The sequence below is a fragment of the Brucepastera parasyntrophica genome (assembly GCF_022376835.1).
GTDB classification, from domain to species: Bacteria; Spirochaetota; Spirochaetia; order Treponematales; family Treponemataceae; genus Brucepastera; species Brucepastera parasyntrophica.
The window spans coordinates 17,983-30,653 of the sequence record NZ_CP084606.1 but is presented as its reverse complement, the minus strand read 5'-3'; the positions used below and the strand labels follow the sequence as shown (position 1 = coordinate 30,653).

Sequence of the window (12,671 nt, the reverse complement as noted above, 5' to 3'; positions counted from 1 at the left end):
CTGTATAGTGTATCACGCAGTCTGTTTATTGAAAAGATTCAGAAGTTTTTCATTATGAAACAGTTTGGCATACCCCATTGCCGACATCCCGAGACTGTCTTTCATTTCAGGGTCCGCTCCGTACCGAAAAAGAAGCGCGGACATTTTTACATCTCCCGAGCCGGCGCTCAGAACAAGAGGGGTAATACCGTTATTGCCGGAAAGATTCGGGTCAGCGCCCTTTTCCAGCAGCATTTCAGCCATTTCAAAATCCTTTTTCAGAACGGCGTCGAGCAGAGGAGAATACAGCCTGTCGCCGGACCGGAGGTTCACGTCAGCTCCGTCGTCAATAAGGATCTCGGCAATTTTTTTCCTTTTGGCCCGGACCGCCAGGGAAAGCAGGGGATTTTCGTGAAAATCTGCCATATCAGCAGTGAATCCGGCCTGCAGAAAAAGCCTGACAGCCTCTTCATTTCCGGCTTCAACAGCGCGGATAAAATTATCGATAAAACAGGAATATCCTTTTTCCTGTAATTTTCTGCGCGCCCGTAAAATCCGCTCTTCCTTTTCAAACCGTTTCTTCTCTTCGTCAAAAAGCCGGATAAATTCATCGGGACAAACAGGTGTAAAATATGAAACAAAGTCTTCAGGAATTATGGCTTCCGAATCGCAGCGAATAAAAAAAATCCGTATATTCCTGCCCGCGCAATACCCAAGAAAAAACGCCAGTCTGGCATTAAACTTTACCTTACCGGACAAAACAAAAACGACCTGGGTCACATCCTCATGAATTGAACCGGCACGCTTTTCGGCAACTTCTTTCATTAATGTTTCAAAATCGGAATACTCGGGAATAAACGCATGGTCCTGGATCGATTCGCCTATTTCCCGGGCTTTTTTGCTGTTTTTTTTATCATAAATTATTGTTACTGTCATAGTACACCCCGGTGAAGTATATATTATATTCGTTTTTTGCATCCGGTTTTCAAAACCTGAATAAAATACTCCGCCGCAGAGTAGCGGAGTATTTTTCTCTCCCGTGGAATTGGTCGCAGGTGTTAATACCATGGAACCGATAAAAGCTAACAGTTTTATCGGTTGATATTAAAACCGCCGCAAAGCAACGGGGTATTCGCAGGTCGCGGAAGCGGCTATTAACTCAGTGCTTTACAGAACCAGCCGCAGGCTGATTAAACCCTCGCCTCGAATAAGAAAGATAATCACGGGAGATTTAAAAAAGAAAAACCGCCTGTCCGGCTTCAGATAAACATCCCATAATTCTCCTTATAGAATAATTTTGAAACCTTTACCGGTCCAAAATGGTTCTAATTACAGGTATTTTATCATGATTTTTGTTATACGTACATAAAAAAAACGCTTCAAACATATTTTGAAGCGTTTTTATCTGCCGTCGGACAGAATTGAACTGTCGACACATGGATTTTCAGTCCATTGCTCTACCAACTGAGCTACAACGGCCTAACATATACGTGCGGACCCGGTCTGTTTTCCGGAACCAACTCACAGCATTATAAATAAATACATAAAAAAGTCAATATCACCGCGGGAAAATTTACTGAATCAAAAAAAATCCTGATTATTGTTTTTACCCGGTGTGATGTGTATAGTATGTATATAGGATGGAGGTATTTTTCATGAAAAAGCTATTACTCATACTTTTCATTATTCTGATCACAGTTTCAGGACTTTCCGCCCAGTCGGCTGTTCTGGATGATTTCAATGACGCCCTGAATTCCTTTTTGGGCGAAATAAATACGGCGCTTCCGGACAGTGCAGTTGTCGGAGGGACCTGGTCGAATGCATATATAGGTCAACTGATTGGAGTTCCGCCCCACTTCGGGATCGGTATAGCAGCCGGCATAACAAGATTCCCGGTACAGGCCCTGAAGGACGCTATCGAACTTACAGGGGCCGACCTGCCTGTGGATACGCTTATTCTTCCCAATTTCGCGGTTGAAGGCCGCATCGGAGGCATAGTTCTTCCGTTTGATCTCGGTTTCCGGTTTGGCATGCTTCCGGAAGTAAAGATCAATAAGGTATCCGTAAAATATCTGAATTTCGGCGCTGATATACGTTATGCGATTCTGAAGGACAGGGCTGTCATACCTGCCCTCAGCGTAGGAATCGGATATTACCACACAAGCGGAAGCGTCGGTTATACCTTTTCACCGTCTGAACTCGGCATAGTGGGCATTCCGCCCCAGTATACCCAGGACAGTGAACTCGGCATTGATTTTTCCTCGAATGTCATTGAGGCAAAAGTACAGGTTTCAAAGAATATAGTGGTCATAACGCCCTACGCCGGTCTGGCGGGCTATGTCGCATTTTCCGACTCAAACTATACGGTCGCGAACCAGAAGGGCTCAAACAAGGAAACACTTTACGGCGCCAGGGTATTCGGCGGACTTTCCTTTAACATCGCTGTCGTGAAGATCGATCTGTACGGAATGTATAATTTTGTCAGCGGTAACTGGGGGGCAAACGCAGGCCTGAGGGTGCAGATCTAGGACATCTCATCAAAAAACGCAAAACAAACAAGGCCGGTACCGGGAACTACCCCGCATACCGGCTTTTTTTATTCGCGGCGGGGTGTTTTATTCCGGACAGCCAACGGAATTGCGGCATCGCATAAAGACTTATTACAATACTTATCATAAGTATTGTAATAAGTATGGATTTCAGAATACCTTTTTTTTTAAGGCAGGACCCGGAGGCATGTATTCAGATTATTTGACTATAAAAGAGGGAATGCACAGGATAAATTCCTTTTTTTCCGTGACAGCCATTGTGCGGTAATAGCCCCGGGACAGCTGTTCACCGGGAAAGCAATTCAGCACATTTATTTTTTTTGTATACAGAATATCATCGCAGTTTATTTTTCCGTGCTGGCCGCAGGAACTATCCGTTTCAATTGTGAGAGAACCTTCAGCCGAACGGATAATCTGTACCACCTGATATTCCGGAATACCGCAGAGCCTTCCTTCAGATTCAAAAAAAACAAAAGGCAGAAAATAATCGGAAGAAGAACGGACAGAGGCGGCTTCGACGGAAGGGCGCAAATCGGTCCTGCAGATTGTATAGAGGGCCCGGTATTCAAGCAAAAGGCCCAGCAATATATTCCGCGACCTATGCAGATCACGGATACCGCGCACAAAGACCATCGAATCCCGTGGTTCAAGTATTTTTCCTTCCCGTGAAAGATATCTGCCGGCATTTTTTTCATATATCTGCTCAATGATTGCCCGGGGCGCGATCCGCTTCAGTTTCCGGGAAAACATGCCGGGAGCAAATCCCGACGCGCAGATAAGAGTCAGGGAATGAATTGTATCATCATTTTTTATTACCGCATCAATAACCGCCGAACGGCTTTCAATCAGGCCGAGGAGTACATGAATGTGCAGTAATCCGGCATATTCGGAAATATAGGCGGGACGTTCAGAATACAGCCTCACGGCATAGAGAAAATCATTCCTCTGAAGCGCGGAACGCACCACTGGCGAATTATCATAATTATAACAATTTTCCGACGATACCATCTCTTCCAGTATCGACATCAGGATTAAAGACTTGAATTATAGTCAAATAATTTAAATTATTTGACTATTTCCGGTTATAAGTGTTTCTGATATAAAGAATTAGCCAATTCTTTATATCAGAAACTTACATTAAAGGTGTATATTCAAATCAAGAATCAGTTCCACTTCCCCTGGTGAAATTGAAAGGCGTTTGGCAATTATTTCGGCTGAAAAGCCCTGTTCCGCGAGTTCGATAACCTGCTCCTTCACCGGTATTTGCGGGCGGATCTGATCCGGTGAATGCCGGACTTTCGGGCGGGAATAAACGACTACGGGAGATTCCGTCTCTGTATGCGCAGCTTTGGCGGGTTCAGGTTTGTTTTCTCCGGAAAGGCGGCCAATGTCAATAACCTGAACAGGTTTCGGCGGAACGCGTTCCGGCTCCTTTTGCAGAGCCTCAGTCAGGGAAGCGGCTTCCTGTCTTTTTTTTACTTCCCGTTCAGCTACAAGGATACGCTGGTCAGCAAGGGCGATAAGTGAACGCAGCTGCTGTATGCGGGCTTCAAGAATGGCGATATCCCGGTCCGCTGCCTTGTCTATGTCCGTTATGAGCCCATTTACTTCTTCCTGTAAATTCGCAAGAATTTTGTCGCTTGAAAAACGGGATTTGAGAAAAAAATAGAAAATTATCATTATCAGAATATTTACCGCTAAAAGGAGAATGGAAAAAATCACGGTACCGTCCATTTTCTGTTATCCGGAAATATCAACACGGTTTCCGATATCAGGATCACGGATTACTTCCTGTTTTTTCTCTTCAGGAGCCTCGCCGGAATCTTCCTTTTTTTCCTGTTTTTTCATTTGAGGGCTGTTCTGTTCTTCCTCAAAATCCTTTTTTTCATGAACGACCGCGGCCCCGTCTTCTTCCGCCTCGGTTTTCTGGACAGTTTTTGTTTTTTTTTCGGCATCCGCGCGGTTCGCGGCCATTTTGGCGTCTCTGTCCACTTCCGCGGCAGCCTGCTGCTGGACCTGCGTTTTGCCTACCTTATCGAGCTGAGTATACAGAGTCTGCAGATCAATTGGCTGTATAGCCACTGGGCACCCTCTTCATATCTTCATCCGGGCCCTGATATTTGCCGTAACGTATCAGTCCGTTTTCAAGATAGAATGTTGTCGCCTTACAGTCTGTCCTGATTTCTTCAACAACATCGCGAATGATAATTTTTACGCCCGCAAAGACCTTTACCGAAGCGGAAACTTTTCCGCGGGTTTTGAGATTGCTTAAATAATCCTGAATCTGTTTGATTTCAGTCTCGACTTCATCAATTTCAGTTTCAAGAATATACTGCCTCTCCCCGAGTTTTTTCAGAACCGCTTCCTTATCCTCGGGTAGTTCCTTCCGCTGCTTTTTGACATTCATCAGAGTATTATAGTTAAGCTGGACTTCTTCAAGTTCCTTGTCCGCAGTCTGTTTTGTCAGCAGGAGGGAATCGAGGCGTTCCTTGCTTCGGGGATCAAATCCGACGCTGAGGACTGTTTCATTCGCGCCGCCCAGACTTCCGAGAGTTTTTGCATGGATTTCTTCCGCGGCATTCAGCGAACCGCCGATTATCGCAGCTCGTTTTCCCTGGCACAGTATTTTTCTGTTTGCGCTTACCTGGGAATTGATAATACCGTCGGAAACAATAACAAATTCCCCGGCCTCAATGCGTGTGTTTTCTATGAATTTTGCCCACAGGGACCGGCCGGTACGGATAAATCCTTCTCCCTTGCCCGCTATACCCTGGGTAACAACAATATCGCCTTCCGCGTCAAGTTCGGATTTTCCGACGGTTCCCTTGACTTCGATATTTCCGGAAGCCTTTACGGAGAAACCGTCCTCGACATTTCCGTTAATATATACGGTCCCGAGGAACATGATGTTTCCGGTCTTGAGGGATACGTCGCCGTCTATAGTGAGTATGGGTTCAACATGGATTTTATTGTTCAGGATCATAACCCGTCCGTTGGTTTCAGCGACAATGGTCAGGCCGTCTTCGGCTACGCGGGTATTCTTTCCGACCGGCATCGGAATATCCTTGCCGTTCTTTGCCTCAAGATACCTTCCGGTAACGGTTTTACCGCCTTTGCCCCGTTCCTCGACAATTTTCTGCGCAAGGGGCTGTCCTTCAACAACATTCTGTATCTGATTGAGTTCCTTAAAGTCGACTTTACCGGCCTCATTTTCGCGGAGGCGTATTTTGGACGAATCCGTTTCAAAATTGTATACAATCCGGGCGTCGGCGCCGTCCTGAGGTTTGATACCTTCGGCAATAAGATAGTTTTCCTGGTATACGGGATTATCCACAAACTCCCTGACCCGCTGTTCATCGATGCCGACCTCAATGCGGTTATTTTTAAGGAAGGTGATAATCGAGTCTTCGGACAGGTCGGCGCCGCCCTTGCCGGGAGGCGTAACAAATATCCATGCCTTCATTTCATTGTCGGTAATGTCAACCGCGATAATTGCGTCGTTTGCCGGATTCCGCGGATACATACCCACATATACATACTCGCCGGTGGCATTTTTTACGGCCTGTTTGACGGCCTCTTCATTTATACCGGTGGCAACGCCCCGCTCGCGTATCTTTTCCATGGCGTCCCGGTATGTTGCCGGGGCTCCATTTCCTGAAGGTGGAATGATTTTAATATATACGCCGTCGCCGCCGCAGAATACATGGGCGGACCCGGCGCGGTCTTCTATGACCGGTTCATTGCTCGCGAGAAGGTCGGCTTCGTCATCCGAGGCCTTTTGGGTGTCATGTTTGCCTTTCAGTTTGTTCATTTCATAGGCACGGATGACCCAGTCTTTTTTGTATATGCTGAAAAAACTTGAATTTCCGCGCTGTATTATTTCATAATTCATATCGCGCATGGGAATGCCCAACTGCATGATCGCGCTTTCAAGCGCGGCATCCAGCGTTTCAGCGGAAACATCGACAAATGTTTTCGATTTGTCTTCTTCCATGAGCTTGTTCATTGTTTCCTTGATTTGATCAAGACTAACCATGCTGCGCAATTCCTGCTTTTAGATGATGCCTTTTCTGATGTTTGTCAGTTTGGCCCTGAGGCGCAGGTTTGCCTTAGTATGAAGCTGGGACACCCGGGATTCGGTCACGTTCAGAACCTGTCCGATCTCCTTTAATGTCAGGTCTTCATAATAATACAAAACAAGCACCATCTTTTCTTTTTCGGGCAATTCATTGATTGCCTCAACTATTACCCTGCGGATTTCTTCCCTTTCCACAATTACATCAGGATTAAGTGATGATGGGGATTCAATGCTGTCCCCTATGGATATACGGTCGGAATCATCACCGGAATACCAAACATCATTCAGGGACATAATGCTTGTCCCCGATATCTTAAAGAGCGTTTGCTGAAACTCGGACTCGCTCACACCGAGGGAACTTGCGATTTCCGTGTCGGTTGCCGTTCTGCCCAGTTTTGATTCAAGCCGGGAAACAGCGTCCTCGATTTCCCTGGTTTTCTGGCGGACAGAACGCGGGACCCAGTCAATGGATCTCAGTTCATCAAAAATTGATCCCCGGATTCTTGTTACCGCATATGTCTTGAATTTGACATTTTTTTCAGGATCAAATTTGTCGATCGCATCAAGAAGCCCGAAAACACCAAAACCAACAAGATCATCAAATTCAACACTGCTCGGCATTCCGACAGCAACTTTGCCCGCAACATATTTTACGAGCGGAGCATATTGCTTTATGAAGAATTCGCGTATTGCCGGGTCTTTTGTTTTCTTGTACTCCATCCACAGTTCTTCTTCAGTTTTCTGTTCCAAAAGCGTGTTCCCCATTTACGCCACCCTTCAGTATTCTATTCTCATCATCTGTCTCCCGACAACATGGTCCGTATTGCCTTTGCCATGGTGTCGGTTTCGGCGCCGGGATTATCGGAACCGGTACGGGCCGGCGCAGGTCTTTCCTGCAGCCGGCTTGCCGGAGGTTCATCCATAAGAGAAGAAACGGCAGGAGTTCCCGTATCATCATACTCCATTGGCTCCGGAGTACTTTCTTTAGCAGGAGCGTCCCTGAAATCGGGAAAATCGCCTCTCTGTTCGCCGACATGAGTCGGCGGAGACTGTGCTGCGAAATAGTCCGGCTCCGCAGGTGTCTGCGTTTCTATAGTTTCATGCGGTTCCTGTTCCGCATATGATGGTATATCGGCAGAGGCCCTCTGCGATGGCATATAGTCATCATCTTCCTCCTCCTGCTGGTTTTTTGCTGAAGAAACAGCCGAAGCAAGAAAATCAGGCACTGCGTTATTGACCATATCATCGTCAGTCATCACAGGGGTCGGATTTTTATCGGTATCGTCAATGGTCAGATCGACCAGTTGACCGGAATCCGAAAAACCTTCCGTCCCGGCTTCGTTTTTTTCAAAAAGCTCAGGAACAAATTTCTTCAGAACAATTTGAATACCGAACGCCAGGCCTCCTGCCAAAACAGCCAGAAGAAAGGCCCTCAGCAGCATAATGCCAAAAGAGGCTTTGCTGAAAATACCTATTAAGAGTGATAGTACGAACCCGACTGCAGCTGTAATTGCAGGAATCTTAGGTTCGAACATATACAATCCTCCTATTTAATAGACTATGCGAAAAATAGTCGATGGTCAAGTTTTTTTTGATTTTTGCCCCTATAATGCCCATTTTCATGACCAATCCCGGCCAAAAAGCTTGCGGATAAAGCGTCCGAAGCCTTCGGAGTCATTAAAATCGGTTTTTTCGAGACGGGCTACAATATGCTTCAGGCAAATGGATGATTTCCCCTTCGGGTCAACAATCATAAAGGGTTTCTGCCTGAGGACTGCCTGGGGAACGAGCGGATCATTGTATATGAAGCCAAGGTATTCCAGTTTCAGGTTTAAAAACTGGGCTGCGATCTGGATCATCCGGTCCGCGACCCGTTTTCCTTCCGTTGACGAGGAAACCCGGTTTACTATCATTTTGAGATTTATGTTCAGGTTATCAACTTCAGTGGCTATTATCTTTATGATTCCGTATGCGTCTGTTATCGATGTCGGTTCGGGAGTAGTAACAATTACAACTTCGTCGGCGGCGGCCACAAAACCCAGAACATTTTTTGAAACGCCGGCGCTTGTATCAATGATTATAATGTCCGCGTCGGAAAGGGTGTATAATTCCTCAATGAATGAAACCCGTTCGGTTTCATTCAGATTTGCGATTTTTGAAAATCCGGAGGCCCCCGCTATCAGTTTTACACCGTATTCGGTGTCCAGGATTATTTCAGACATTTTTTTCTGCTTCCGGATCACATGATACAGATTATACTGCGGAATAATATTCATCATTATATTCACATTCGCGAGACCGAGATCGGCGTCTATGAGTATAACTTTTTTTCCCATCTGGGCGTAGGTGATTGCCATATTGGTTGATACATTTGTCTTCCCGACGCCGCCCTTCCCGCTTGTGATCGTTATGATCCGTGTTTTTTTATTCTGTCGGCTGGCCGAATCCGGTGTCGGTTCGACGACGGCGGCAGCCTGTTTTTTTTCTTTCATTATTGCCCGTAATTCTTCTGCCTGATCTTCCATTCATTATCTCCATTCAAAGCGGTTTTCATTGCCGGGGAACATTTCATCGATTCTGGCCCGCTGCACATGAAAGCCGCCCAGATTCGTCAAAAATCGTATTACCGTAGCCTGCTCGAAATCCTTTGGAACCCTCTGTCCCGTTGTCAGATAGGAAACCGGTTTCCGTTTCTCGCTGAGTACGCTTATAATATTCCCCACCCTCGCCGTTTCGTCAAACTTTGAAACTATTACGGATTTATATCCGAATGTTTCATATTGCTGCATTATTTCCCTCATATCACTGGTCTTTGTAGTCGCACTCATTACCAGATATACATCCAGATCGGAATCGATTACATCAAAAAACTGGCGCATCTCGCCTATTTTCAGGTAATCCCGCGGACTCCGGCCCGTTGTATCTATCAGGATAACATCGGCGTCCTGGAAATTTTCTACCAGAACCCTCAAATCTTCGGGGTTTTCAGCGCAGGAGATGGATATTTCCATAATTTCTCCGTATTTCTCAAGCTGTTTTTTTGCCCCTATACGATAATTATCGATAGTTATAACCCGAACATTGAGCGGCGCGGACGTTTTTTTGTATGCAAGGCCGTAGGCTGCGGCAAGTTTCGCAATAGTCGTTGTTTTTCCGACCCCGGTGGGTCCGACCAGGGCTATTACATGGGGTTTCTGGGCCGCCGGGGATTCATAGATAGATAGGGATTCGCCTATCCAGCCGAGGACTGTTTCCTGAACCTGATCAAAATCATTCAGCTGGTCAAGGGAAAAAGAACTCTTTGCGCGGGCGCAGATATTCCGTATATAGGAAGAAGTAAAATCATTCTGTTCGAGAAGTTCTTCTATCTTACTGATAGTTTCATGTTCGGCAGGAATTGTCCCCGCGGGATTCTGGTTTATATTGGAGGCAAGCGCGCGGACTGTATCCTGTACATTCTTCAGTATTTCAGTCAGCTGTTCATTTCCGGTATTCACGCTTTTCTGCGGAAGGCTGTCAAGGTGAGGCTGAATCTTTTCCGCAAGCTGGGGGACGAAAGGACCGCTTTCTGGATAATACGTTTCCGTTCCTCATCAAAGGGGTCAGGCTTTTTTACGTAGGATTCAGGGGAACGTATCTGGTCCCGGTAATTATTCTGGTTAAAAGTAAAGGTTATTTCTATGCCTTCCTTTTCAAAAAAACCGAGAAATCCGCCGGTCCTTATTTTTTTGTGCCGCAGTATATTAATATTCGGGCCATATTTATTTTTGATTTTATTGATACATTCATCATAGGTCTCGGCCTGTTCAGTCAATATATCCATCATTTTCCCACCCGCGCAAATTATTGCCGTTTAAACATTATCCAATGCTGTAACAGCAGCCCAAAAATATATATGAAAAACGGATTTCACTCCGCTTTTCTCCGGATACAGCTGTTCCGGTTTTCCGGAATGACAGCCATTCCGTACTTCATTCTTCCTTAATTTCGCCTATTGCTTCAACTTTTATATCATTGGCAATTTCAGGAACGGAAAGGACTATGAGGTCCGGAATTTCCCGTTCCGTTGAATTTTTTATAAGTATGCGCGCTTCTTCGGGACAGAGTATTATCGGGTAATATCCTGACTGCAGAACGGCGGAAACCGACCGCGTTAATACGCGTATCCAGTTCCGGTGAACGGCAGGTTCAAGCGCGGCTACCGGACCGTTCACCGTATCGACCCGGCTGTCTACAATTTTCTGGATCAGAGAGGGTTCAATTGTCAGAACCCGAAGAGTATGGTTGTCATCGACATACTGGAGACAGATTTGCCTGCCGAGAGACTGTCTGACCTTTTCGACAAGTATACTGGTATCCTTGGTAATCGGACGGAAGTCCGCAAGGGTTTCGAGAATAACAACCATATTCCGGATTGAAACCTGTTCCCGGAGCAATCCCTGGAGAACTTTCTGTATTTCGCCTATGCTGCAGAGTTTCGTAACTTCTTCCACAACCGCGGGATAGTCTTTTTTGATTGTATCAATAATAGACTGGACTTCCTGCCGTCCGAGGATTTCCGCAGCGTGGCGTTTGATGATTTCGGTCAGATGGGTTGCGATAATCGCCGGAGGGTCCACAACAGTATAGCCGGAACGTTCGGCGCGTTCGCGGTTTTCTTCCGAAATCCAGACCGCGGGCAGGCCGAAGGTCGGATCGGTGGTTTTTTCGCCCGGCAGTTCTTCGCTGACACTGCCCGGATTAATGGCCAGATACCAGCCCATTCTGATACGGGACCTCGCGACTTCGACGCCCTTTATTTTAAAACAGTATTCGCTCGGTTCAAGCCGCATGTTATCAATAATCCGTATGCGGGGAACAACCAGCCCAAGGTCCAGGGCGGACTCCCTTCTTATGCGGGTAACGCGTTCCAGAAGTTCGGCCCCCTTATCCTTGTCGACAAGGGGAATAAGCCCATAACCAAGTTCCAGCGCCAGAGGGTCCAGGGGAACAATCGGGCTTATTTCAGCGGGGGTTTCACCTGTTTTCTGGCGTTCCTTTTCTTCGGCCTTTTCCATTGTTTTCTTAAAACTGGCCTGCTGGGTTTTTCTCAGCCGCCATCCGATATAGGCAAGCGCGCCGGCGATGGGAATAAGCACATACCACGGGAACCCGGGCAGAAAACCGATAACCAGCAGGGTCCCCGCCCCGACAAAATATACCCAGGCATTCTGCGAAAACTGGGTTTGAATATCGGAACCGAATGTTCCGTCAGATACGGAACGGGTAACAATAATACCGGTCGCGACTGAAACAAAAAGAGAAGGAAGCTGGGACAAAAGTCCGTCGCCGATAGTTAATGCCGCATAGGTTTGTATTGCCTGTCCAAAAGGCTCGCCGCGGAAAATCATTCCGAATATAAGACCTACGACAAGGTCTACTACCGTAATGAAAATACCGATTTTAACATTCCCGGACACGAACTTGCTTGCACCGTCCATTGCACCGTAAAAATCGGATTCTTTCTGGACTTCGCGCTTGCGTACGCGCGCTTCTTCTTCAGTTATGGCGCCGGAATTATATTCGGCTTCTATCGCCATATTTTTAGTCGGCATTGCATCAAGGGTAAACCGCGCGGCGACTTCGGCTACACGGGTTGAACCCTTTGTAATGACAAAGGCCTGGACAGCAATGATAATAATGAAAATTACAAAACCGATTACCAGACCTTCAGAGCCGCCGGCGCCAATAACAAAGGTGCTGAAAGCCCGGATCATCTTGCCTTCAAATTTCATACCCTGGGAAAGGATGAGCCGGGTTGACGAAACATTGAGGCCCAGTCCGAAAACCGTACTTACCAGCAGGACGGTCGGGAACACGGAAAAGTCTATGGCCCGCCGGGTATATAGAACAAGAAGCAGAATGAGCAGGTTAAAAACAAGATTCAGCGCCTGAAGGAAGTCGAGGAGTACCGGAGGAAGCGGAATAATGAGCATCATGACAACAACGACCGCGCCTATCGCAACAAACAGGTCCGATGTCTGTGAGAAGCCCCTTCGTTTCGGTAGTCCGGTATCCGCCATTAA

Annotated in this window: 12 protein-coding genes and 1 tRNA gene; 1 reads left to right on the top strand and 12 read right to left on the bottom strand. The window is 46.6% G+C overall.

Annotated elements, in window-relative coordinates:
- Positions 1-12: 12 nt before the first annotated feature.
- Together K7I13_RS00165 and K7I13_RS00160 are read right to left on the bottom strand one after the other, a co-directional pair.
- On the bottom strand, positions 13-915 hold the full coding sequence (locus K7I13_RS00165; RefSeq protein ID WP_255947073.1) for an ankyrin repeat domain-containing protein: 903 nt from the start codon (positions 913-915) through the stop codon (positions 13-15).
- Between the two features lie 470 nt (positions 916-1,385).
- Positions 1,386-1,458 (bottom strand) — tRNA-Phe (locus K7I13_RS00160).
- Between the two features lie 176 nt (positions 1,459-1,634).
- Between K7I13_RS00160 and K7I13_RS00155 the strand changes: the two genes are divergently transcribed.
- Complete coding sequence (locus K7I13_RS00155; protein WP_255947072.1) at positions 1,635-2,507, top strand: DUF6588 family protein; 873 nt, start codon at positions 1,635-1,637, stop codon at positions 2,505-2,507.
- A 219-nt stretch (positions 2,508-2,726) separates the two neighbouring features.
- Here the strand turns inward: K7I13_RS00155 and K7I13_RS00150 are convergent, their stop codons facing one another.
- The 10 genes from K7I13_RS00150 to flhA all read right to left on the bottom strand — a co-directional run bounded on the left by K7I13_RS00150 (position 2,727) and on the right by flhA (position 12,668).
- Positions 2,727-3,554, bottom strand: coding sequence for a hypothetical protein (locus K7I13_RS00150; protein ID WP_255947071.1), 828 nt, complete (start codon positions 3,552-3,554; stop codon positions 2,727-2,729).
- Between the two features lie 111 nt (positions 3,555-3,665).
- Positions 3,666-4,262: a DUF6115 domain-containing protein gene (locus K7I13_RS00145; protein WP_255947070.1), complete on the bottom strand. Its 597-nt coding sequence runs from the start codon at positions 4,260-4,262 to the stop codon at positions 3,666-3,668.
- A 6-nt stretch (positions 4,263-4,268) separates the two neighbouring features.
- Positions 4,269-4,610, bottom strand: a complete 342-nt coding sequence (locus K7I13_RS00140) for a hypothetical protein (RefSeq protein ID WP_255947069.1) — start codon at positions 4,608-4,610, stop codon at positions 4,269-4,271.
- A complete protein-coding gene (locus K7I13_RS00135; RefSeq protein WP_255947068.1) occupies positions 4,591-6,564 on the bottom strand; it encodes a FapA family protein in 1,974 nt (657 codons plus the stop codon). Before K7I13_RS00135 ends, K7I13_RS00140 begins: the two co-directional genes overlap by 20 nt.
- A gap of 18 nt (positions 6,565-6,582) precedes the next feature.
- Positions 6,583-7,371 carry an RNA polymerase sigma factor WhiG gene (gene whiG, locus K7I13_RS00130; RefSeq protein ID WP_255947067.1) on the bottom strand — a complete coding sequence of 263 codons (789 nt, stop codon included), beginning with the start codon at positions 7,369-7,371 and terminating at the stop codon, positions 6,583-6,585.
- 29 nt (positions 7,372-7,400) lie between these two features.
- Entirely contained in the window at positions 7,401-8,141 is a 741-nt protein-coding gene (locus K7I13_RS00125) for a hypothetical protein (protein ID WP_255947065.1), read from the bottom strand.
- 84 nt (positions 8,142-8,225) lie between these two features.
- On the bottom strand, positions 8,226-9,131 hold the full coding sequence (locus tag K7I13_RS00120) for a MinD/ParA family protein (protein ID WP_255947064.1): 906 nt from the start codon (positions 9,129-9,131) through the stop codon (positions 8,226-8,228).
- A 3-nt stretch (positions 9,132-9,134) separates the two neighbouring features.
- Positions 9,135-10,103 carry a flagellar biosynthesis protein FlhF gene (locus K7I13_RS00115; RefSeq protein WP_255947063.1) on the bottom strand — a complete coding sequence of 323 codons (969 nt, stop codon included), beginning with the start codon at positions 10,101-10,103 and terminating at the stop codon, positions 9,135-9,137.
- Positions 10,100-10,432 carry a hypothetical protein gene (locus tag K7I13_RS00110; RefSeq protein WP_255947062.1) on the bottom strand — a complete coding sequence of 111 codons (333 nt, stop codon included), beginning with the start codon at positions 10,430-10,432 and terminating at the stop codon, positions 10,100-10,102. The genes K7I13_RS00115 and K7I13_RS00110 overlap by 4 nt, the downstream gene beginning before the upstream one ends.
- Positions 10,433-10,577: 145 nt before the next feature.
- Entirely contained in the window at positions 10,578-12,668 is a 2,091-nt protein-coding gene (flhA, locus tag K7I13_RS00105; RefSeq protein ID WP_255947061.1) for a flagellar biosynthesis protein FlhA, read from the bottom strand.
- Positions 12,669-12,671 lie beyond the last annotated feature (3 nt).